At 36.5% G+C, this 23002-nt stretch carries 18 protein-coding genes; 6 read left to right on the top strand and 12 right to left on the bottom strand.

All coding sequences use genetic code 11. From position 1 onward, the window contains the following. Positions 1 to 434: 434 nt before the first annotated feature. The 4 genes from EJ103_RS19660 to EJ103_RS19645 form a co-directional block, all read right to left on the bottom strand. Positions 435 to 2012, bottom strand: a complete 1578-nt coding sequence (locus EJ103_RS19660; protein ID WP_004589280.1) for an ABC-F family ATPase — start codon at positions 2010 to 2012, stop codon at positions 435 to 437. Between the two features lie 210 nt (positions 2013 to 2222). Beyond that, positions 2223 to 2957, bottom strand: a complete 735-nt coding sequence (locus tag EJ103_RS19655) for a transporter substrate-binding domain-containing protein (protein WP_126009583.1) — start codon at positions 2955 to 2957, stop codon at positions 2223 to 2225. A gap of 177 nt (positions 2958 to 3134) precedes the next feature. Further along, complete coding sequence (locus EJ103_RS19650) at positions 3135 to 3887, bottom strand: transporter substrate-binding domain-containing protein (protein WP_126009581.1); 753 nt, start codon at positions 3885 to 3887, stop codon at positions 3135 to 3137. After that, a complete protein-coding gene (locus tag EJ103_RS19645; protein ID WP_024032982.1) occupies positions 3884 to 4621 on the bottom strand; it encodes a transporter substrate-binding domain-containing protein in 738 nt (245 codons plus the stop codon). The genes EJ103_RS19650 and EJ103_RS19645 overlap by 4 nt, the downstream gene beginning before the upstream one ends. Positions 4622 to 4882: 261 nt before the next feature. On the opposite strand from EJ103_RS19645, the gene EJ103_RS19640 reads away from it, so the two are divergent. Further along, complete coding sequence (locus EJ103_RS19640; protein ID WP_126009579.1) at positions 4883 to 6004, top strand: cysteine desulfurase family protein; 1122 nt, start codon at positions 4883 to 4885, stop codon at positions 6002 to 6004. An 11-nt stretch (positions 6005 to 6015) separates the two neighbouring features. Here EJ103_RS19640 and EJ103_RS19635 read toward each other — a convergent pair whose 3' ends face one another. From EJ103_RS19635 to EJ103_RS19625, 3 genes are read right to left on the bottom strand one after another with little or no spacing between them, the layout of a single operon-like run. Next, positions 6016 to 6912, bottom strand: a complete 897-nt coding sequence (locus EJ103_RS19635) for a phosphoadenosine phosphosulfate reductase family protein (protein WP_126009577.1) — start codon at positions 6910 to 6912, stop codon at positions 6016 to 6018. Further along, positions 6896 to 10294 (bottom strand): hypothetical protein, encoded by a 3399-nt coding sequence (locus EJ103_RS19630; RefSeq protein ID WP_126009575.1) that lies wholly within the window; start codon positions 10292 to 10294, stop codon positions 6896 to 6898. The genes EJ103_RS19635 and EJ103_RS19630 overlap by 17 nt, the downstream gene beginning before the upstream one ends. A gap of 1 nt (position 10295) precedes the next feature. Next, the gene (locus EJ103_RS19625) at positions 10296 to 11234 is read right to left on the bottom strand and encodes a DUF4007 family protein (protein ID WP_126009573.1); all 939 of its coding nucleotides are present in this window, start codon (positions 11232 to 11234) and stop codon (positions 10296 to 10298) included. A 225-nt stretch (positions 11235 to 11459) separates the two neighbouring features. Here EJ103_RS19625 and EJ103_RS19620 point away from each other — a divergent pair, with 225 nt between their 5' ends. Genes EJ103_RS19620 through EJ103_RS19600 form a run of 5 tightly spaced genes read left to right on the top strand, consistent with a single transcriptional unit; the run spans position 11460 to position 18685 of the window. Beyond that, positions 11460 to 13115 carry a DEAD/DEAH box helicase gene (locus EJ103_RS19620; protein WP_126009571.1) on the top strand — a complete coding sequence of 552 codons (1656 nt, stop codon included), beginning with the start codon at positions 11460 to 11462 and terminating at the stop codon, positions 13113 to 13115. Positions 13116 to 13126: 11 nt separating this feature from the next. Further along, positions 13127 to 14932 carry an ATP-binding protein gene (locus EJ103_RS19615; RefSeq protein ID WP_126009569.1) on the top strand — a complete coding sequence of 602 codons (1806 nt, stop codon included), beginning with the start codon at positions 13127 to 13129 and terminating at the stop codon, positions 14930 to 14932. A gap of 52 nt (positions 14933 to 14984) precedes the next feature. Beyond that, the gene (locus EJ103_RS19610; protein WP_126009568.1) at positions 14985 to 15389 is read left to right on the top strand and encodes a hypothetical protein; all 405 of its coding nucleotides are present in this window, start codon (positions 14985 to 14987) and stop codon (positions 15387 to 15389) included. Then, positions 15382 to 16320, top strand: coding sequence for a phospholipase D-like domain-containing protein (locus EJ103_RS19605; protein WP_164521659.1), 939 nt, complete (start codon positions 15382 to 15384; stop codon positions 16318 to 16320). The genes EJ103_RS19610 and EJ103_RS19605 overlap by 8 nt, the downstream gene beginning before the upstream one ends. Beyond that, positions 16307 to 18685 carry a DUF262 domain-containing protein gene (locus EJ103_RS19600; RefSeq protein ID WP_126009564.1) on the top strand — a complete coding sequence of 793 codons (2379 nt, stop codon included), beginning with the start codon at positions 16307 to 16309 and terminating at the stop codon, positions 18683 to 18685. The genes EJ103_RS19605 and EJ103_RS19600 overlap by 14 nt, the downstream gene beginning before the upstream one ends. A gap of 28 nt (positions 18686 to 18713) precedes the next feature. Here the strand turns inward: EJ103_RS19600 and EJ103_RS19595 are convergent, their stop codons facing one another. The 5 genes from EJ103_RS19595 to EJ103_RS20190 form a co-directional block, all read right to left on the bottom strand. Beyond that, entirely contained in the window at positions 18714 to 20750 is a 2037-nt protein-coding gene (locus EJ103_RS19595; RefSeq protein ID WP_126009562.1) for a DNA phosphorothioation-associated putative methyltransferase, read from the bottom strand. Between the two features lie 3 nt (positions 20751 to 20753). After that, positions 20754 to 21590 (bottom strand): hypothetical protein, encoded by an 837-nt coding sequence (locus EJ103_RS19590; protein ID WP_126009560.1) that lies wholly within the window; start codon positions 21588 to 21590, stop codon positions 20754 to 20756. Continuing rightward, the gene (locus tag EJ103_RS20195) at positions 21591 to 21755 is read right to left on the bottom strand and encodes a hypothetical protein (RefSeq protein ID WP_164521658.1); all 165 of its coding nucleotides are present in this window, start codon (positions 21753 to 21755) and stop codon (positions 21591 to 21593) included. A gap of 560 nt (positions 21756 to 22315) precedes the next feature. Continuing rightward, complete coding sequence (locus EJ103_RS19585; protein WP_126009558.1) at positions 22316 to 22657, bottom strand: hypothetical protein; 342 nt, start codon at positions 22655 to 22657, stop codon at positions 22316 to 22318. Positions 22658 to 22812: 155 nt separating this feature from the next. After that, positions 22813 to 23001 (bottom strand): hypothetical protein, encoded by a 189-nt coding sequence (locus EJ103_RS20190; protein ID WP_164521657.1) that lies wholly within the window; start codon positions 22999 to 23001, stop codon positions 22813 to 22815. Between the last annotated feature and the right edge of the window lies 1 nt (position 23002).

Below are 23002 nucleotides of genomic sequence, written 5' to 3'. Positions count from 1 at the left end.
TCTACACCTCTTTGTGATTGTATTGGTTTAATATTTACGAGCTATCGCTCATTATGCCAGCAAGCTGAGGGTCTACAAGGTAAGGTATAGCTCTGGTGTTAATGTTAACATTGTGGGCACCAAGCTTGTTCAGGGTTGACGTACAGCTTTTCATTAATTGTAAATTAAATACCACCACCGAGGACATAAATGCGCTTCGCGCTACACAGAGTAAACACGGTGATTGGTGAGTAATTTCTCCTGCTCTTCTCCTTCACTTCTCTGTGGCGACATAATCACTGTTAAACAAAAACAATGCGCGCTCGCATATTCAAACACCCACAAAAAAAGGCGCTAAACAGCACCTTTTTAAAATGATTTAGGCTTTATTTTTAGTTTTTGAAACCTAAAAACTTAAACCTAAAACAGACGCGATATAAAATCGCTGCTACAACTTAAGCGATTTTTTTCTCTTCTATGCTTGCTAGGTATTCGTCAAACGTACCTTGAAAATCAATGACCTGCTTGTCTTTAATATCAATAATACGTGTTGCTAAAGACGATACAAATTCGCGGTCGTGGCTTACAAAAATAAGCGTACCCGCAAAGTCTTTAAGTGCATTGTTTAGCGCTTCAATGGCTTCCATATCCATGTGGTTGGTTGGCTCGTCCATTACAAGTACGTTTACGTCTTGCATCATTAGCTTACCAAACAACAAACGGTTTTTTTCACCACCAGAACAGTTACGCGCTTTTTTGTTTGAATCGTCGGCAGTAAACAACAAACGCCCTAACATGCCGCGTACCATTAAATCGTTATGCTTGGCTGTACGCCATTGCGACATCCAATCAAATAACGTTAAATCGTTATCAAAATCTTTTGTGCTGTCTTGCGGGCAGTAGCCAAAGGTCGCATTTTCAGACCATTTAATTTCGCCTTCATTACTTTTAAGCTCGTTTACTAAACAGCGTAAAAAGGTGGTTTTACCCACACCGTTTTCGCCAATAACCGCAAGCTTCGCGCCAGCTTCTAGTAAAAAGTCGCCGCCGCTAAATAATGTTTCGCCATCAAAACCGTGGCCAAGTTTATTAACTTCAAGCGCTTGGCGGTACATTTTTTTGCCTTCGTCAAAACTTAATGATGGGCTCATACGGCTTGACGCTTTTACTTCATCAAGCTTAATTTTATCCATTTTTTTAGCACGCGAACTGGCTTGTTTAGCTTTAGACGCGTTAGCACCAAAACGGTTAACAAAGTCTTGAAGCTCGTCTATCTCGGCGCTCTTTTTAGCGTTTTCGGCTAATAATTGCTCGCGCTGTAAGCCCGCCGCTTCTAAAAACTTTTCGTAGTTACCTGGGTAAATACGCAGCTCACCGTAATCAATGTCGGCCATATGTGTACATACCGAGTTTAAAAAGTGGCGGTCATGGGAAATAATAATCATGGTGCATTTACGTTTATTAAGCTCATTAGCAAGCCACGTAATGGTATGAATATCCAAGTTATTGGTTGGCTCATCAAGTAGCAGTATGTCAGGGTTTGCAAACAGCGCCTGCGCTAAAAGCACACGTAATTTCCAACCTGGGGCAACGTTTGCCATTAACCCATAATGAAACTCTTTATCTATACCCGCTTCTAATAGTATTTCTTCCGCGCGGCTTTCAGCTGTGTAACCATCCATTTCAGCAAAAACGCTTTCAAGGTCGGCCACTTTCATGCCGTCTTCTTCGCTCATTTCGGGTAATGAGTAAATACGGTCGCGCTCTTGCTTTACTTTCCAAAGCTCTACGTCGCCCATAATTACGGCATCTACAACGCTGTATTGTTCAAACGCAAACTGGTCTTGGCTTAGGTTACCTACTTTAAGCCCTGGCGTAATCGACACATTACCCGCACTTGGCACAAGCGCACCGCTTAAAATTTTCATGAAGGTCGACTTACCACAGCCGTTAGCGCCAATTAAACCGTAACGGTTACCGTTACCAAATTTAGCTGAAATGTTTTCAAACAACGGCTCTGCGCCAAACTGCATCGTAATATTTGCGGTGGAGATCAAAAAGTTAGTCCTAGAATGAGTACTGACAGGGGCCAACTGCAGCAAAACGCCACAAACAAGACCAAGCAATAGGGTAAATTAGCTGGCGAATTATACAGATCCCCCCATGGTAATGAAAGGTAAAAGATACATACCTAAAATGGCAGCACGTTGGGTTATGAATCTATATAAGTGTAAAACCGCGGGTTAATAGGGTTTGTAAATGCGCTCTATGGCCGCTTTATTATTTTTAATAAGGCGATTAATTACAGCGACTTCCTCAAGCCTGACCGACTGTTTACTCATCATAAAATGTACGCCATTAACATTAATAGCTGGCGCCGTTTTTACCGGCAAAATAGTGTTGTAGCGCTTAGCAAAATATTTTGCGACAACAGAGTCGTCAATCACGTAATCAACTCGCTTTTTGTTAAGCATACCAAAGCGCGTATTTGCATCTGCGGTAAGTACTATTTGGTTGGGGTAGTGTTTTCTTATTTTTTCAAACTCAGCGCCAAAAAAGCTGCCTCTGTTAACGCCAACAATAAAGCCTCGTTCAAAAAGCGCCGCTAAGTTAATTACATCTTTGGCGTTTTCATGCTTATAAAGCAGCATAACTTCATCGCGATAAACATCAGTAAAATAAGAGTACTCGGCGCGCTCTTTTGTATAACTTGCCGCAAAGGTAATATCAATATGGCCTGTTTTTAGCTCTTGCTGAACCCGCGATAAGCTCGGAAAATAAACCCACTCAATACAAAAAGGCGAATCGTTAAAAACAGCGTTAACCGTATCTACCTCTGCGCCTACAAAGGCGTTGCCTTGTTTAATTAAATAGGGCGCCCAGTTGGTTTCGTTGGTGCCCATTTTTAATGTTTTAGTGCATGCCAGTACATTAAATTGCGCCACCAAAAATATAAACGCTAACAGTAACATCTTCATAAAACGTCCTTTTATACCAATCCGCATAATTAAGTGATCTATTTTGAGGATGGATAAACGTGTTGATAGCAAGGCAAAAAATTCGCTATTTAGTTGTTCTAAATGAGAATTTTTTAACGCAGATAGCGACACATTTAGCCCCTGAAAATGATTAAGTATTAATGTGGGTTGGTATTATTACTTAAATAACGCCTTAATCGCCGCTTTATTTTTTACAATATGCGCATTAATAGTGTTAACTTCTTCTAAAGTAATCGTTTTTTTGCTCATCATAAAATGCACATTATTTACGTTAATAGGCGCTACTTGCTCAACGGGTAAAATAGCCGTGTATTTATTAGCAAAATGGTGCGCCACTAACGAATCGTCTACTACAAAATCTACCCGCTTTTTATTTAATAAAGCAAAGCGTTTATCGGCATCGCTGGTAAGTACTATTTGCTTGCTATATTTATCGCTTAACCTTTTAAACGTGTGCCCTAAAAAGCTGCCGCGGTTAACGCCGGCTGTTAAGCCTTTTTTAAATAACTGCTCTAACGAACTAATATTTGCCGAGCCAGCATGTTTATACAGCAACATTACCTCTTCGCGATAAGGCAAACTAAAGTGGGCGTAAGCTTGGCGCTCACGGGTTTTGCTTGCTGCAAACATTAAATCTACACGGCCGTGTTTTAGCTCTTCTAAGGCGCGTAAGGAGTTAGGTAATAACGTAAAATTTACACAAAAAGGGGAGTCTTTAAAAATGGTTTTAATTATATCTATTTCAACACCCGTTAACGTATTGTTTTTTAGTACCACATACGGCGGCCAGTAGCGCTCGTTAGTGCCTACATTAATTGTTTTATCGCATGCTTGGGCTTTAGCGCTAAATAACCCCAAACACGTTACCCACATCAATAAAAACACACGCGTACAGCTCAAAACATTCATTCAAACAGCGCCTTAAGTGCTGCTTTATTTTTAGTTATATGCGCGTTAATAATTTTAACCTCATCGGGCGTTACTGTTCTTTTGCTCAGCATTAAGTGTATTTGGTCTTTATTAATAGCGGGTACGGTAGGCGCTTTCATTAAGCTGTTACCACGCTTACTTAAATAATTGCCTACTAGCTCGTCTTCTATTGCGTAATCTATACGCTGCTTATTAAGCATTTCAAAGCGCTTACTGGTTGCGCTGGTGTATTCTATTTGTTTTTTATGGCTTTTTTTATACTGCTCAAACTCTTCGCCGTAATAACTACCAAAGTTAGCGCCTATGGTTAAACCTTGGTTAAAAATATCAGCTAAGTTTTTAACCTTGTGTTGATTGTTTTTGTTTTCATATAAACGCATTACCTCGGTGCGGTAGGCCTTTGTAAAATGAGCATATTTAGCGCGCTCACTGGTGTAACTTGCCGCCCAGCCTATGTCTATTCGGCCATGGCGCAGCTCGGTAAAAGCCCGTTTAGAATTAGGCAGCATTTTTATTTCAAAACAAAAAGGCGAGTCTTTAAAAATAATAGTTAACGCATCCACCTCTTTACCCTGTAACTGGCCGCTAATGCCCATTACATACGGCGGCCAAAAAGCATCATGCGCGCCAACGCTAAGCGTTCTTTCGCAGGCAAACACACCCCAAGAGGTACTAAACAACACACACAATAGTAAGGTTATTAATTTATTCATTAAGACTCTGAGGTAAGCTTTTTTTGTACGTTATTAAAACAGTATAACCTAGCAAAATAATATAATGGTGAAGGAATCATTAAAGTTGTAAAAAAATGTATCTGAAAAGGAGAGGGGGAAGGTTTTAAGGAGATAATTATTGCTAAATTCAATACAAACAGCGTATTAAGCATTACAGAATTTATATTTTAGGGTTCTCTAATCAAACACTGATAACTCGATTTGTGTTATCTTTAAATCTCTAATTTAAGGATTAATTAAATGATATATCTCGATTCAGCAGCTTCACATCCGCTACTTCCAGAAGTAAAACTAGCTCTAATAAAAGCCTTTGATAATTGTTATGCTAATTCTGCATCAGGGCACCTTTTAGGTGAAGCTGCTTTACAGAAGGTGGATGTAGTAAGAGAAGAGCTTGCAGATACAATCGGGGCCTACCCTAGTGAAATTATTTTTACTAGTGGTGCTACAGAGTCTAATAATATTGCTTTCAAAAGCCTTTTACTTAATAACGATCATCCTAAAGAGAAAAACCATATAGTAATAAGCGCGATTGAGCATAAATGTATTTTTGCAATATGCGAGTATTTAAAGCTGCAAGGTTTCGAAATATCCATCGTTATGCCTAATAGTGAAGGAGTAATTGAGCCACAAAGTGTAAGAGATGCAATACGTCCTTCTACTGCTCTTGTTTCTATAATGCATGTAAATAATGAGCTAGGGACTGTGAATCCAATTTCAGAAATTGGAAAAATTTGTTTTGAAAACAATATTCTTTTCCATAGTGATGCAGCACAAAGTTTTGGGAAAACAGAGATAGATGTAGACGATATGAATTTAGATATTATGTCGTTTTCGGGACACAAAATAGGTGGCCCAAAGGGTATTGGTGCGGTTTATATTCGTGACTTAAGAAAAAGAAATGTAATGCCAGTAATACATGGGGCAGGGCAAGAGCAAGGGGTAAGAGGAGGAACTGTTGCTGCACCGTTAATCTTAGGGTTTGGTGAAGCTATAAACTCTTTTCCACAATCTTATAAAGACTTTACCAATAACAAAATACGTAGTTACTTATTAGAGCAGCTTGTTCAAGCAGATATTTCTTTCTCAATAAATGGAAATAAAGAAGCGTTACCACATATAGTTTCTCTTACATTACCTAAAACAAATATTGGTGTTTTAGTAAGAGATAATGAAGACACTTTTTGTTTAGCTCAAGGTTCAGCGTGTTCTTCTAAAGAAATTGAAGCCTCTCATGTTTTAACCGCATTAGGATTGAGTCGTGAAGAGGCTGAGTATACTTTTCGTATAAGTTTTACAAACCAAATTACAACTAAAGAAATAGATCAATTAGTTAGCGCTATAAAAAAAGCGGCTATTTAGCCGCTCCTTTTCTATTTATAGCATGTTACACAGGCTCCACCGCCTTCTGCTTCATCATAAATATCATCTAACTCATTAAACTCGCAGTAGCCTTCAAAGTCGCCTAGTAAAGCATTACGGCGCTTCTTTTTATTAAAACGAGCAACTTTCTTCTCGTGATTTTCAATAATACGTTTTTGAACTTCAGGATCTTCTAGTGTTTCTAGAGGCTGCCCTTGGCCCATCCAATAAAAGCGTTCACCTACAGTCGTATTGTTGTCATCGCCTTTTTCAAAAGCTTTGGCTTCTTCAAATAAATCAGGGTGCTTTTCCATAAGCTTAACCCATTCAATTTTTCTCTGATAAAAACAAAATGTACAACCAGAACGAGAGCGCCATTTATAATATTCAGGCAGCTCTAAGCCATTGCGTTGTAATATATTTTCAATATCACTCCTAACTATGCCGTGCTCTCTAAATGGAAAAACAGACTCGATAGGTTTTTCAATTGTCATATAACCAGATCGATCAGGTTCATCAGCTCTAATGCCAACATAGTTTTTTATTTTATAGCCATCTTGTATAAAACTATCTAGCCACTGCTCAAACGGTTTTAACTTCATTTGAACAGTACACCAACGGTCGCGCTGTGAGGGTAAATAATTACCATGCTCTTTTAAAAGGTGAGCAAAATCTTTCTCGCCACGCCCTTCAATATTATTTAACGAACGCGCATTTAAGCGGTGTATATAGCCAAGCTTTTCCTCAAGTTGATCAATAAACTCATTAGTTTCTGGCAGTTCATAGCCTGTATCAGTAAAAAAGTACTCTACATCTAGATCTGGGTAAGTTTCTTTAACAAATAAAGCTAAAGCACTACTGTCCTTACCGCCTGAAAGGCCTAAAACATGTTTAACTTTCTCTGTCATCTGTTACCTCAACTTCATTCTGATCCATCAAATTTGTTAGTAAATTTGTAAGTGCTGCAAGTTGCTTTTCTTTAGGCATTTCTGCAATAGCGTGTTCAATGTTATGCACAGCTGTTTGAACGTCACCGTCAGCAGCTAAATCATGCTTAGTAAAGCTACTATATTCTTGATGGTTACCTTCGTTGTCTGTAGTTATAAAAGCGATAGGTCTAGAAGAGCCTTGAGTATTAAAATTACTAAAAGATTCTATACGCCTAAATTGCACACATAAACTTTGCAGCTCATCTAATCCACTTCTTAAATGTTTATCAGTCCAATTACGCTCAGGAACACCTGTTAATATATTAATTACGAACTCAAATTTAGCTTTACCGTCTATATATTGTGATAGGCGCTTAGCAAGATCTTTTACCTTAGGGCGCTTAGCTTCTTTTTCAACTAAATCACAGCGCTCTTTTAAGGTATTATTAAAATCTTCACCAAGCATATTGACTATAATTTGTTTGAAGCCATTAAGTAGCATGTCATGCTGAGCACTTAGGTCTTCAATTGCAGTTTTTAGGTATTGGCCTAGCTTTTCTTCAACTTCAGGGTCATCTTTTTTAAACCCAAAAACAGCAGGCAAGTCATCTAAAATAAGCTTATAAGGGTCGTTGGCAGCGATAACTTTATTTCTAAAATCTCTTGCTTGTTTTGTTAGCCCGTTTTCGTTTGAGCCTGTAAAGCTTTCACCACTCGTTTTTTTAACCCAAGTTGGTAGTTTATGGATAATCCCGACTATGTGCTTAGCAATATTTAAGATTGCAGAATCATTTTTAGCTTCACCTAAAGTGGCTTTTGCAAGGTTATCTAAAAGGTGACTTTGAATTTCTGAGATTTCAAAGTATCTAACTCCCGCTTCGCTCGGGTACTTATAGATTTTATTAACAAGCTCTTCATCAAGCTCAGGAATAAAAACAAATTGTTTTGTTGAATCCCAATCATAAAAAGCTACTTGCCCCTCTAATGACTTTAAAAGTGCTAAACCGTAAATGCGGCATAGTCCAGCTGTTAAGCCATAAGGAGGTAACATCCACATTTCATAAAGCTCTGCCAAGGTTACATGCTGCTTGGAAGAATTGTTCTTTATAAACTCAAAGCCGCTTTCAAATAAAGCATGCATTTTAGGGTTTGCTGCTATTGCATCTTTAGTCCAAGTGCTTGGAAATAAATAACCCTCTGGGGTTTCGCAATGCCACCCCTTACTTTTTAAACAAGAAAGGTAAAGGCCCTTTTCAGGGGGGAATGCCTTGTCATCAAAGCCTAAATCTTTTTCATCGCCATTCTCAAACATAGCGTTCATTAACTTACGAATAGCACTGTTTGCACTACCAGAGGGCTTAGAACGATTAACTAACTCGTTGATTACTGACGGCGACTCATGGAATATCTTATCAGCTATATTAGAGGCTATTGTGGCTAAAGGTAATGTTGCTAATTTTTTACCACAGTATGACCAGCTAGCATTTGTATACGCATTCTGTATTTCGCTGTCTACATTCGCTTGGGCAAACTTTATTCGGCTTTCTAGCTCGTTTTTAGCAATTAAATCGTGAGTGATCTTTTTCTCTTCTTTTAAGATCTTACGAAGTGCTATTAACTCAATAGCCGCCGTTTTTAAGTTTGTAAAGTCTTTGAGTGTACCTATTACCGCAAACGGCATTTCTGCTGCGTTATCTTTAAGAGTTTTAGCAACTTCTGGGTTTGTTGGTAAAACAAAGTAAGTGAATGCCTCACCTGTTTTTGGCTTAGTTACAAACGTTTCAAATGCAGTGGTATCGAACTTATTTAATAATTTAGTGGTAGCCCAGCGCATAGTACCGGTTTTATGGTAATGTGCTGTTGCTAAAATATTTTGCGGTGTAGCGCATGCTTCTGTCCAGTCAACACCTTCACTAATAACCTCAATTTGCTCACTAATAAGATTATTAATATCAATATCACTACCTTGAAACACAAATAAAGCATCATGTTTCTGGCGATAAATAATTACAGTGCTTGCTTCTAGCTCTTTAATTGCATTATCAACGTCATTTGACTTATAACCACGACAAACAAAGTACTCTTTAATAAAACTTCGTTTAGCATGTAACTGATGATGAAAGCCAAAAATAGTTAATAAGGCAATAACCTTAGTAATAGCAATATGGAGTTCGTCACCTTTTTGCTCAGCTCTATATATAGCATCAGAGCCTTCAAGCCATGCTTTACTGTCCTGCGAGGTAACAATTAAATGGTGTAAATTGTGGTAAAGGTAGTCCCAATACATTTCTGGGCGATAAAGATTTAGCTCTTCATTGAGCACGCAGTAATTTGAATCTAGAAACTCTCTAAATCCAAATTTTTCATGGGATGCTAAAAAGCCAAATAAGCTACGTTCGTTCTGAGAAAAGCGACGACGAGATACAGGGCCAAGCAATAAACTAACAATAGGATCTAGTGGCAGTGTTTTGCTAAGTGCATGCTTGTTTTTATTTTGGTTTGTAAAAGCGCCGCTTACAGTACTAACTAAATCGGCGTATCTAGACTCTATAGCATCTGCTATTTTAGGTGCTCTATATATAGAATCACCTACTAGCGTTAAAGACTCATCAATCGATGGGTTAAAGCTTAAATCGCGGTAGCGGCCTTGAACCTTGCTCCATTCTTTTTGAGTTTTAACATCTTTATTTTTAGCGTAATCAGAAAACGCCTGATGTAAAAAGCCCATAAGTAAAACAGGTCGTTTTGCCTGCTGTACAATATCGGCTAAAGATTGAAATAAGTGTAAATCTTTGTTTTCACGAGATTGATAGTCTAAAGCTTTACCCATTTCATCAAGTAAAATTAAAACACCATCTTCATTTTCACTTGGTTTTTGTAAAAGCTTTTTTATTTCTGCTAGGCATTTATCATCGTCAAAGCTCGAGATTTCTTCTGAGTCAAAATCTTGGTCAAATGCATTTAGCAAGCTAACCAATATACTGTTAGCTGGTGCTTCTAAACCACAAACATGCTTAACAGTTTGCCAGCCATTTTTTAACGCAAAGCGCTCTTCAAAATCGGTAACAACGCTTTGAGAGCTGTTTAATTTTTTTAGTGCATAATTACGTTGTTTTAAGTCAGTAGAAAGTAGGCAAGATAAAAATAAAGCAACGGTTGATTTACCCGACCCATAAGGCCCTGTAATTGTATACGCGCGTTGTGTACTATTTTCAAATTCGCGACTAACAGTATCAAGTACATTTATAGCTGTACCATGTAGTACAAATTCATCTATAAATGGAGAAAAATCAGTACTCTCGGTATCAATTCGTGTCGAACTTTTGTAGCGTTGATTTATTGTAATTAAAGATTCAGACATGTTATTTACCGTAGTACATTTTTAAGTAATCGATTGCATTATTTTTTATATCAGCAGATATACTTACTTGACGTAAACCCAAAGAATCCACCCAAGTTACTTTTTTATTAGTAAAGCTCTGTGCTTCATCTAACTTTTGCCCTAGCCCAGACTCTGAAAGCCTAAATATTCTTCCCGGTGAGCAAGGTTTAGTAAGTAAAGAATCAAAATCAACAGTGCCTACATTAGAGTCTTTTGTTTCTTCGTTAAAAAACTCAAGCAATGCATAAATAAATATTTCAACAGGTAGCTCAGGGCGTTCAGCAAGGTTACTTACATAAAAGCCGCCACCATTATCTTGTACTAAATTTAATTCAGCTAAAGGTGAGGTAAAATGGTCTTCATCAACTTTTACAGTTTTTTTTGTTGCACTATTTTTTTGTTTTTTGCTGTAAGTGTTTAAAAAACAATCTACATCTTTTTTTAATGTGCTTAGGTTACCTATTTCTGTTTTAACTAGGCGTTTTGCATCGTCATAGCAATCATCCACAAGCTTACTTTTTTCGAAATATTGAACATTAGAATAGTTAAAAAAGTAACGATAGGCAGTTAAGCTTTTATTATTAAAATTTAACCAAAAATGTATTAGCCACACAGACCCCGGTAACTCTAAATATGGATCAGCTCCACACTTATCAGCATCATCAAATAAAAACTTGCCGTTTTCTGAAATATAGTGCCCTGAAGCACTTTTTGAGTTTTTCTCTATCACATTAGTCGACTCAGCCCAATACTGAATCGCCTTGACCATATTTTTACCGACACCTAATTCAACCACAGAATTGCGTATGTATACGTCATTCGATGAAAAGTTTCCTTTATTATTCAAGTGATTAATTGCTTTGAATAACCATCCGTAGCGTAGGGGGAAGGTATCATGCCCTGTAAATTTCGCTTTCATGCTAATTTTGTAACCTTTAGTTGGAGAGTATGTCCAGAGGTAATGTTAACTTGATTCTTATGGTAGAGAAAGAACTTTATCTGAGAATGTGTTTATATGTACAGTAGTTATTAGTTATCAGTATTATATCTTGTGGGGTACATACTTTTGTTGTAGTCTTTGGCAAATATGAATGCGCACTTAATGGTGTGCTTTATAAGTACTTTTAGTTCTTAAGGAGAAGATGTGCTTCAAAAGTGTCTTAGCAGTTTTAGCGTCAATGCTTTAAAGTTTCTCGCAGGCCGAGATTCGTTATCTTTCTTCGAAAACACCTTGAGCATAGACAAGTCGTATTATGATGAAAATAACCAACAAAAGTTACTAGTTCAGGCGATACTGAACTCAAATCCAATACGATTACTTTTATCTAAAGCTAGCCGAGAGTATTTTATCGATAGGTTAAGTAAAGAAGACCTTAATGAAATATTTTTTAAAATAAATGGCTCCTACGTTGACGAAATTGATCCTACTCATTACGTAAATCTTAAAGATTTCTGCAGTTCGAAACTAGGGTTAGGTAAATTTTTAAACTCATTAGGTTTAAATCTAAATGAATCTGCGGATGAAGGTGAAGATTATAAGGCCTTCACTACTGTAAAACCTGATTATGGATTATACCCTTATCAAATAGAGATATCTGACAAAGTATTCAGTTCGATAGAATTTGGAAAAAATAATAAAGCAATAATTCATTTACCTACCGGAGCGGGTAAGACCCGTACGGCCATGCATATAGCATGTCGTCATTTAATGACCAAAAAAAATGCTTTAGTTCTTTGGTTAGCTAATTCTGAAATTCTATGTGAGCAAGCATCAGAAGAGTTTAATAAAGCATGGCAAAAGCTTGGTAATAGAGAGGTTATTCAAGGCCGTTATTATGGCGTTAATCATTTTTCACTTGAGAGCTTAAAGAGTGGCTTTGTAGTGGGAGGGTTACAAAAATTAATCTCTTATTATAATTCAATGACACCAAATCAAACCGCATCATTTGACAAAAAAGTTACATTAGTCATTTTTGATGAAGCGCACCGAGCGTTAGCTTCGACTTATAAAGATGTTTTGGAGCGATTTTTAGAATTTTCACCTCAGGCCAAGCTTGTTGGTTTAACTGCTACACCTGGGAGAGTCTATAAAGATGATAAACCAGAATTAGATCCTGAGAATAAGGCCCTTGCTGAGCTTTTTGGTAATAATAAAATTACTATGGATGTTGCGCCTTATCAACCCATGGAATTCTTAATAAAAGAAAATTACTTAGCTGATCCTAAGTTTATAGAATTAAATTATGATGATATTGATATTTATCAAAGTACGAATGCTTTAAATCATGTCACAGAAAGTGAGCTATTAAAAAAGCTTAGTAGTTCAAATAATCGTAACTCTATTATTCTAAAAACTGCAGTACATGAAGTAAAAAGTAATCAGTCGAAATTGATTATTTTTGCTTGTGACATTGAGCATGCAAGAAACTTAGCATTTTCTTTATGCTGCATGGGAGTTAAGGCTGCATCTGTTGATAGTAAAAGCACGACATCGGTAGAAAAAAATCAAATTATCGATAATTATAAGAATGGCGATTTAGATATTTTAGTGAATTGCGAAATGCTTACTACGGGCTTTGATGCTCCTGAAACCAACGTTGCTATAATAGCTCGCCCAACAAACTCCCTAGTTTTATACCTGCAAATGATAGGCCGTGCGTTACGTGGTAATCCAAACCTAGCCCCAAAATCTGCACGTATTTACACAGTCTTAGATGAAATATCGGAATTTAATAATGTTAATTTAGCTTTTAAGCATTGGAATGAGATGTGGACAGAGCTTGAAAGTGAAAAAATTTAAAGGATTATAAAATGTCTTTAGTAAACCCAAAACAATATATTATTTCAGCACGTTCAAACGGCTATAAAGATACGGCCTATGCTATTGCTGAGTTAGCAGATAACTCTATACAAGCAGGTGCTGATAAAGTTGAAATTCTTATTTTCGAAAACCAGAAAAGGACTATTGAAGAAATTGCCATAGTTGACAATGGAGCTGGTATGTCCAAAAGCTTATTGGCGTCAGCATTAGGCTTTGGTGAGTCTGGCAGAGAAAAGGATAAAGAAGGGAACCTATTAAACGATGATACAACAGGCATGGGAAAATTCGGTATGGGTTTACCCAATGCCTCTGTTTCACAATGCAAAAGAATACAAGTATGGAGCTGGAAAAATAAGCAAGAGGTTTACTATACATATTTAGATGTTCAAGAAATTATTGATGGTGTTTACAGTGAGCTGCCAGAGCCAACATTATCACAAATGCCCGAAAAGTATTTAGATTCAATGTTTGATGGAAACATGCCTGAGTCAGGTACCTTTGTTTTATGGTCAAATCTAGATAAATTAAAGTGGAAGCGCTCTTCAACATTATTTGCAAAATCTCAATATGAAATCGGCAGAATGTATCGCAGATTTATCTCTAAAGGTCAGTGCTCAGTTCAATTCAAGGTATTTGATACTTTTGGTGGTTCTAAAATGCAGGCCCTAGAACGCGAAACTAAAACAGGTTTTATTAAAGCAAATGACCCACTTTACTTGACTGCAGATTCTGCTTTACCTGAACTCCCAGGGTTACATGTTGATGAAACCCCCACCTTCTTTGAGGAGCTAGAATCTTTCCCTTTTGAAGTTGAGTTTCAAGGTAATCAGCATACGATCCATATCAGAAGCTCAGTTGCCAGATCTGAGATGATAACTAGAATCCTTAATCTTGGAAGTGAAAATCAAGCAGGTAAAACTGAGTATGGGAAAGACTGTTTAAGAAATTTCGGGATATCTGTAATGAGAGCAGATCGTGAAATTGAGCTCATTACTAATGAGTTTTTCCTAAAAGATGATGCATATAAAGCTCGTTTTATGGGAGTTGAAATTGATATTCCCCCTTCACTAGATGAGGTTTTAGGCGTTACAAATAATAAGCAACATGCTCATAACTTAAAAGAATTAGATGCGGATAAAATGGATTTTGATGAAAAAGAGCCTATTGAGAAAGACGAGCAGGTTATAAATAAATTACGTGAATATGGAGACGAAGAGAGGGCAGTCCTTTATGAAATTTCAACAAAACTTAAAAAAGTTGTTTCTAATGCCCGAAAAAAAGCAAAGTTATTACCAACAACGAAAATAGGTAATATACACCCTGAATTAAATGAAGACGATAAAGTAAGTATTTTAGTTAATACAGTAATGAACAAGCGCGATGAGGTAAACCCTGGTAATACGCTTTCTGCAGATCCGGACTATAAAAAGTTAGAGAAAAAACTAGTTGATGATTTTGGCTATGATGAAGAAAATGCAAAGTTAACCACAAAGAAAATGGAAGACTTACAGTCTAGAATCAGTGTCCAATACAATAAAACTTCTAATCAATCCTTCTTCGAAGTAGAAAACCTACAAGGCATCGCTGTACTTATAATCAACCCTGAGCATGAGTTATACACCAAATTTTTAAGCCAAATGTCAGATAAGGACAAGATGATATTTAAAGTGCTGCTTGGGGCTTGGGCGTTGATGGAAGATTCTACAACTAATGAAAACAAACGTCGCCAACTTGAAAGAGCCCGAAATGATTGGGGTGAAGTTATTGAAGAGATGTTTGAAGAGTTAGACCTTTAATATCGTTAAGGCAAACAGTAATAAACTGTTTGCCTTAAATAAGGCGTAGAATATGAAAACATTGTTTGACCCTGTTAGCTATTTTTTAAAAAATAGAAAAAAACCATCTGTAATTCGTAATGATTTAGAACAGCAAATCGCCGAAGTAGCTTTACAGTTTCCAAAAGAATTGAATACAAGTATCCAGATTGTAGAAAATAAATCACATGATGCCTTTGAATTTAATTTTTTAAATAACCATTTGTATATTGGTATAAACGGAAGCCATCCTTTTTATGAAAAAGTCTATTTAAAGTTATCAAAAGAACAAAAACAAATAATAGATTTTTTCATTATTAGTATGTGTCAAATGACATGTGAAACTACTAATGAGAAAGTACAAGAGAGAGACATAAAGTATGTTTCTCGATTAAGTGAGTTTCTTGAAGATAGATTGGCGAGTATGAATTTTGAGTAATTTATTTTCAGGGGATAAATTAAAGACAGACTTGGAACTAGCTCTGCCTTCTTGTAAAAAATTGGTTGTCGCTTCAGCATTTATTTCTAAAGTTGGCTTTGAGTGGTTAAATAATTTGATTCAATCAAACCGCACTTCAACAACTTTAGTGGGTAGACTAACTCCTAATGATTTTTTTACAGGGGCAAGTGATCTTGAAACTATAAAAAAAGCAGTAAATGAAGGGTATACCGTTAAGGCTCTATCAAATCTACACGCGAAAATTTACCAAATAGATGATGATTTAATTTTTAATGGTAGTGCTAATCTCACGGGTAAAGGTTTGTCTATCGTTTCAGAAAGTAATTATGAAGCATGTACTAAGGTAGTCGGGTGTATTGAGTCTAATCGTTTTATTGAAAAGCTAGTGAGTGCTGCTGTTCCTATTACGCTTTTAGCTATAGAACGAATGGAGATCTTTTTAGAAAAGTTTGAAAGTATTGATTTGGCAAATGTTCCTGCCACCTGGCCCTTGGATGTACTTCCCTTACCGAGCGATTTACTTGTATCAGATTTTCCTTTAACCCGGCCAGGGGAAACTGCATGTGAATATGAAATAAACCCTGCACTCCCTTTTGCACAAATTGAAAATGCTAAAAAGGATTTTGCTTTGGCAAGTAATCTATTTAAGCAAACTAAAGCATATCAATGGATAAAAAAACAAGTCACTGAAAACATATCGGATCGCGACTTAGGTTTCGGAAAAATATCAAAACTATTACACGATGAACTCGCTGATGACCCCGCGCCTTATCGCCAAGAAATAAAAACTCTACAGGCTAATTTATATTCCTACCTTAAGCTATACGCGAGTGATGAAATAGAAATTTATATGCCAGGTAGAAGAAGCGAAGTTTTAAGAATAATTAAGGGTAAAGATGGACGTTTATAAAGGTGAAGCAAAATCGATAAAGTCATATTTAAAGAATGACTTTTATTTTTACATTCCAGAATATCAGAGAGCTTACTCTTGGAGTGGAGATAATGTTAGTGATTTGCTCTCGTCAATAACTAAAGGCTTAACGAGTTTCCAGATTGGAACAGATTCGTATAGACAGGAGAACTTTAGCTCTTATCTTGGGTGTATTATTGACTGGGTTCGTGATTCAAAAAATAGTGATAAAAAGGCCGAATATCAAAATGAAACTTACATTGATAAGGTGAGGGAGCTAATTGATGGACAGCAAAGAACTTCTACTTTTGCAATTTTGTGTTCTCGTTTATTTTACCAATTTGAAATGCTGATTCAAAAGTTAGATGTAGCAACTGACAATGAATCGAAGGTCTTAGCTGAAGTCATAATTGATGAATATTGTACTGAATTACTATCATGTTTCTCTCGCACAGATGGTCGAGAGGAGACGTTTAGACCATTCCTTATAAGAGAAGGCGTCGATAAGTGGAGTATTTCAGATTCAAATACTTATGAATCGCCTGTATCAAGATATTTATCTGATTTTATAGATTATACATCGAGTCGGCCAGAGGAGATTTTCTTTGATCTTAGAAGCTTTCCCTCGTCAATGGACAAAAACTTAGCCGATGCTTTGAAATCCTGTGATGAAGAGATTAGCAATACTTTAGATGATTTAACATCTATAAAATTCTTAGATGATAAATTTGTTGGTAAAGAGTTATTCAAAGGGATTTACACAGGTTTTAATAAGTTTGACTTAGTTGAATATATGGGACGCTCATCTCAAAATGAAGGAGTGATTCAAGAATTAATAGCATTATCTGCGTTTACAAAGTACTTTTTAGATTACTGCTTTATCACAATAATATCATCTCCCTCAGAAGAAAAGTCTTTAGATATATTCCAACAAATAAATTCAACAGGTCAACAATTGTCAGCGTTTGATTTAGTTAAGCCTAGGATATCTTTGTGCTTTAGGAGTGAAAATGAATTATTTAATGAAAAGCCGGCATTTAAAATATTTAATAAAGTAGATGGTTGGTTGAAGAAAAATGACGCAATAGGTGGTCAGCGTAAGAAATGTCATACAAGAACAAATGAGTTTTTCGAAATTGCTATGCATTACTTTTCTGTTCAAGCTTCCCCTTACGATTTAGGCGGCCAACGGAAAATAATAACAGAGGGGTTTAGTAATTTTATAAACTCTCAAGCAAGTGACTTAGCTGGATTATCAAGTTCTGAAAAAGCTCATGAATTCTGTGTGAGGTTGGAAAGTATACAAATATATCTAGATTCTTTTAAATTAAATTATAATTTTAGTGATTTTGAAGAATATAAGAATAGAGGGGCGAACTTATACTTAAGCAATGATAGTAGAGATGTTTTCACTAATACAGCGGCCTTTAATTTTTTATTTTTACTTAAATCTAAGCATAGTGTTTGTAATGCCCTACTAGTACATTTCTACCATGGTTATAGAATAAATCCTTCGCTTGAAAATAAAAAGTTGTTTGAAAAAGCAATAAATAATTCAGCTGTATTTTTTTCTATATTTAGGTTGGTAGGAAATTTACATCCAGATACTTTTTGGAAGTCTTTCTATTCCGATATAAAAATATTTGAAAGCAATGATCTTGTAAGTTTACTAACTAATTTTCAAGCTAGTTATAACTCAGCAGCCTGTAGAGCATTTAAGTTTGACATAAATAACTTAGATAAAGATTTAGTTATTAATAATTTAGTAAAAAATATTCGTTATAATGGCAGAACTAATTCTCTAATTAGATATACATTATTAATTGCTTCAGACTCTACAATTCCAGCCTCTTATGACGGTGAAGAGTGTGGTTTACTCCTTGCTAATAACAAAGGAAGCAGGCTCATTTCACCAGAATATTGGCTTTCAAGGGAAACTAGTACAATAGAGCATATCGCACCACAAGATTGTATTAATGGGGATATATCAGTCTGGCCTCATGAGCTTAATGGCTCATCGGATATTATCAATTCAATTGGTAACCTAACTTTATTGGGACAAGTATTGAATTCATCAGTGCAAACAGATGCTTATAAAAAAGCAGAAGTATTTGCAAAATCATTTGATAATCAATTCAGCTTCCCTAACCAAGACAAAGAAACTTATATTTCACATTATTGTCAAACAGTTGTAGATGCAATTGATAAACAACATTTATTAAAGCCAGTTTCACTAAGATTATGTCAATGGCTTTCCAACCGTGACATTAAATACTCATGGAGTAGCTCTTTTATACAAAAGCGCAGTGAAAATATTGCTAAGTTATATATCGATAAATGTATTGAAATGGTAAATAAAAGCTGAATTGGAATCTATAATTTCTAAATGCTGCTTATCTATTAATTGCTTGAAGACTATAATTTTTAATTGTTAAATTAATTTTCTTTAAGGTCATTAAAAGAAGGGTAAAGTTGGTGCTAATATGTTTAGTATTTACTTTGTCCAGTTCTCTCAAAAGGCGTTTATTAAACGCCTTTTGTTTTTTATAATCTTCAAATGTGTCATCAATATAATCAATTTTATTGAGGAGGAGCGGCCGCTTTTCTTCAATTATGTAATCAAAAAAGTCTACATCTTGATCTGCCATTTTTATTTTCACGCGTTCTTTTAGCTGTGGAAGAGGTGAATCATAGAATCCTTCATAACCAAGCAGTGTTACCTTACCTGAACGAATATGTATTTTTATAAGCTGAATATCATCAAGCTCGCCATACATTTGTAGGGCTGCACCAATATACGCGCGCAGTACAAGCGGCAATAGGGTGATAAAGTCTTTATGCAGTGTTAGTGCATGGGGCTGCTCATTTTCAAAGTCGATTTTACCTGCGGGTAATATCTTCTCAGCTTCTAGGCACAGTGATTCGATTAGCGCACTATCTGCTATTTGAAAAAGCAGCTCAGTGGCTTGGTGCTGCGCTATTTTGTAAGTGTCGAAGAATGCTTTAATGTCGCGCTTTAAGTCTTCAGGTTGTTGCGTATATGGTTTACGCTTTTCAAACATGGCAAGTGCAAAGTAAAGGAGTAAATCTTCTTTACGCATTGTTTCAGCTGTTTTTAGCTCGTCTTCTTCAAACCATTTTAAAACGAGTTGCAGTGCTTTTTTATTAGAGCCAATAATCTCTTTTATTTTGTCACTTTGCGCAAACTCATTGTTTGCTGGGCAGCGGCCAAGGGTTAAACATGTGAGCCAAAACGATTCAAAAAGTTGCTGGTGCTGAGTAAATAAAATTCGTGCTTGCTCTTCATTTACAGGCTCTGGTGTTGTGAGATGCTGCCACTTATAAGTACGTTTATGGCGGTTTTGTAAAAAGTGTTGTTCAAGTTGCTTATCCTTGAATATGTAATAAATACCAGGGGCAACAGCAATCGCGTTTTCGTCAACGCTCATTTCTATAAACGCTTTAAGCTCTGCTTGCGTAAAGTACTTTTGAAAAGTATTACGGCTAGTTATTACACCATCTTTATAAGGTTGAAACTGACTTATCAGTGTTTCGTTACCTAACATTGCCGACACAACTAGCAGCTTTTGTGAAAGCTCCCATGCGCCTAGTAGCGCTTCTATTCGCTCATCACGGTCTTCTATTACATTAATTACAAAACCAATATTAACAATGTCAGAAATAACTTTATCTGCATCAGGGCGATAATTAAGATCCCAACCTAATGCATCTATTCCATGAGCCTCTAACTCCCTTAAATCATCTCCTCGACCACAACCGTAATCAAATATTGAATAATCGCCATTTAAAAAGCCATTTTTAGCTAATGTTTTTAAAGGGGCAGAAAGTTCATGTCGTACAATAGCCGTTAAATGTCTGTCGATTGTTTTATCGTCATCAAGGCTTTGTACAGCAGAGCTGCGAAATAAACGACCATCAACTAGCTCGTATCCTTTTTTAGTAATTAAACGTTCCCACGAGCCTTTAAAGCCGATCATACGTGTGTTTTCGTATAGCCCTGCTTGTTCACCCTCAGCAGTTAAGTCACAAAATAATTGATAGTGCTTATTAGTTGGCGAAACCATGGTTTCTTTTCGGTGCAAAATAGGTGGGTTTTCGCTTTTATCGTATTTAGTGATTTTATGACTAAGTTTTGCTAAATCTACAGTTACGCTTTGCTTGAGCGCAGGATAAGAGTCTTGATAAAAGGTTGGGTAACTTAAAAGAGAAAGCCTAAAATCGTTTTTAAATAGTTTTATAAGATCGTAATCGGCTTCATCAACCTTGAGTGCTTGGGCAACAACTTTAATAAATTTAACTAATTCAGCGGGTACATCAGTGAACGCGTCTTTATGAAAATAAATGGCGTCAGGTAGCTTTTTGGCTGTTTTTACTTTTTTTACAAGTTGCTTAAATTGCTCTGCGTTCATAGGTTAATAATTTGCTAAGTGTAATGCCTGTACTTTACAGGGGCTCAATGTATCCAAACTATATAGCTCATCTTGTTGATTTACAATGCAAGGGCACTCAGCAATATAGAAGTCGATTCCTTTTTCTGTTTTTATACTTCTCAAGTAAACAGGGACTATAGGCATAGACGAGGGCAGCTTTTGTAATAGGCTTAAACTAGGGTAAAGCAATTTGTGTTTTGCTAGTGAATCAAGCTTATCGCCATGTTTTGCCTCAATTACAAATAAGTGTTCTTTACCGTCTCGCTTAGCAACAAATACAGCATCTATTTCAACTTGCCCATTTATATGCTCAAGAACAAGGCTTTCGTTAGCGAGTGGTTTAAAGTTAAATGTGAATGTACTTTGCCCTGTTGCAGGCACAACGATGGTTTTATCATCTTTTAAGTTAAGTGCTTCAGCCATTAACCCTGATGCTATAGCTAAATTAACAACGGAGGTTTCGGTTACTTTTGGCAGGAGCTGAAATGCGAATAAACTTCTTATTGATACGTTCGGTAAAAATAGCTCTGGTTGTAATTGACCAAACAGCGCTTGGTCATTGAAAAATAAATCGTTTACATCATTTGATTTTACAAGAGAGAAATAAGTTTGATTATCGCCTAAGCGAGAACCAAGCCTCAGCACCATTGTATTTTGCTCTTTTAAAAGCTTTGGTAGCTTCTTAATAGAATCTATCGATATTGATGCTGCAGTATTTGCTTTTAAATTATTGGCACTTAGGTATTTTTGAAAGCTTTGAGGAGGAGACACTTTTTGCCCTTTGGCTTGCATGTCTTGTAGTAAATCGTGAAATATCACTTATTCATCCTTGATATCAAAATAATAAAAGTACGCGCGACCGCGCTTTTCAAACTTAAGCTCGCCTCGTTCGCGGCGATGCATTAACTCGCAGTCTGTTATTTTTAGATGTTTTAGGGCTTCTTTACTTGTAAGCCATTTTCTCTTTTGATCTTGATTAGCCATTTGACTTGCTAAAATCCAGTATAAATTAAATATACATAACGGTAATACTAACAACAAATTTAAAGGTCGCTGCCAAGGCAATTTCCCCGTCATTTTGTCCGAAAAGACTCAATTGATGAGTAATTGTTTGCATGGCGGAATTTTGTTCCCGACAAATTCCAAGTACCTAAATCCCTATAGGCAACACAAGTGCATGGGTGTGCCTTACACGGCGTTTACGTTCGTATCAATTTAGGTTTTGAGTAAATTGTAAAATGTTCGGGGCGCCGTGGGTGATGAGTGACCGAAACGAAGTTTCGCAGCGTGAGGAAGTGGAGGCATGGATGCTGACAGGAACTCAGCTTCAGGGATGAATTACTTGCAGCAGAGTGAGCTTTGAAAATCGTGCGCCCATTGGTTGCCATCGCCAATGTATTTCAAAAGCTCCGCTTTTCGCGCGAGCAAGCTTCGCGCCTACATCGGGTGCTAACAGCAAATCTTGAAGTAACCTTGAGACGCGCAACTTGTTGGCGTTTAAAAGCTGCGCTTTTTGGGTCAGGCGAGTGTAACTGAATACGTGACTACTTTGAAAAATAAGAAACAATACACAGACACAGCATCATCCCTGTAACTGAAATTAAGTGGATCATGCCTATTGTTTTATCAACGGGACGTGCATATTTGGCTACAAAACGACCATCAAACATCGGAGTTGGTATACGAGAGCGTTCAAAAAACATCGCAAATACATAAAATGAAACACTAGCGCCAATACCTTTATCCCAGTTTGGGGGAAGTACACCATCCTTTTCCATATTTTTATTAATATGTTTAACAGAAATTCTTGAAAACAATATGCCAGAGGCAAAAGTACCTATCATAAAGATGATAAGAGAATACCCCGCAAAATGAGCTGCGGGCATCTAAAATACCCCTTCAAATATAGGTTTTCTGTCGTATATGTTTTTAGAGGTTTGTTTCATAAATTTGCTCATTTCATTACTCGCAGCAAAACCGACATATAGTCCTACACCTAACGCAATGACCCACCCATATGGAGTTAACATAAGTAAAGAACTTAAAGCTGTTGTTGTAACCGTTCCGACATAAAAACCAGTTGCAGTAGCCGCCCAAAATTAGCTAGTTTGGTTGATATACTTCTATCCCAGTTATTACCATTTTTGTAATCACTATAAACAGAAACTCCTTGCACATCAGCATCGAAAGCACTCATTTTATATAATGCTAACTTTTCTAATGAAGTCAAT

It is taken from the genome of Pseudoalteromonas sp. Xi13, assembly GCF_003952205.1.
GTDB lineage: Bacteria > Pseudomonadota > Gammaproteobacteria > Enterobacterales > Alteromonadaceae > Pseudoalteromonas > Pseudoalteromonas atlantica.
This window is presented reverse-complemented; position numbering and strand designations above follow the sequence as displayed.

Bases quoted from the DNA above. Each gene is read 5' to 3' on its own strand.
- EJ103_RS19610 (WP_126009568.1), top strand. From the start codon at position 14,985: ATGAAAACATTGTTTGACCCTGTTAGCTATTTTTTAAAAAATAGAAAA.
- EJ103_RS19645 (WP_024032982.1), bottom strand. From the start codon at position 4,621: ATGAATAAATTAATAACCTTACTATTGTGTGTGTTGTTTAGTACCTCT.
- EJ103_RS19635 (WP_126009577.1), bottom strand. From the start codon at position 6,912: ATGACAGAGAAAGTTAAACATGTTTTAGGCCTTTCAGGCGGTAAGGAC.
- EJ103_RS20195 (WP_164521658.1), bottom strand. From the start codon at position 21,755: ATGGCTAATCAAGATCAAAAGAGAAAATGGCTTACAAGTAAAGAAGCC.
- EJ103_RS19595 (WP_126009562.1), bottom strand. From the start codon at position 20,750: ATGAACGCAGAGCAATTTAAGCAACTTGTAAAAAAAGTAAAAACAGCC.
- EJ103_RS19660 (WP_004589280.1), bottom strand. From the start codon at position 2,012: ATGCAGTTTGGCGCAGAGCCGTTGTTTGAAAACATTTCAGCTAAATTT.
- EJ103_RS19585 (WP_126009558.1), bottom strand. From the start codon at position 22,657: ATGCCCGCAGCTCATTTTGCGGGGTATTCTCTTATCATCTTTATGATA.
- EJ103_RS19650 (WP_126009581.1), bottom strand. From the start codon at position 3,887: ATGAATGTTTTGAGCTGTACGCGTGTGTTTTTATTGATGTGGGTAACG.
- EJ103_RS19640 (WP_126009579.1), top strand. From the start codon at position 4,883: ATGATATATCTCGATTCAGCAGCTTCACATCCGCTACTTCCAGAAGTA.
- EJ103_RS19655 (WP_126009583.1), bottom strand. From the start codon at position 2,957: ATGAAGATGTTACTGTTAGCGTTTATATTTTTGGTGGCGCAATTTAAT.
- EJ103_RS19615 (WP_126009569.1), top strand. From the start codon at position 13,127: ATGTCTTTAGTAAACCCAAAACAATATATTATTTCAGCACGTTCAAAC.
- EJ103_RS19600 (WP_126009564.1), top strand. From the start codon at position 16,307: ATGGACGTTTATAAAGGTGAAGCAAAATCGATAAAGTCATATTTAAAG.
- EJ103_RS19630 (WP_126009575.1), bottom strand. From the start codon at position 10,294: ATGTCTGAATCTTTAATTACAATAAATCAACGCTACAAAAGTTCGACA.
- EJ103_RS19625 (WP_126009573.1), bottom strand. From the start codon at position 11,234: ATGAAAGCGAAATTTACAGGGCATGATACCTTCCCCCTACGCTACGGA.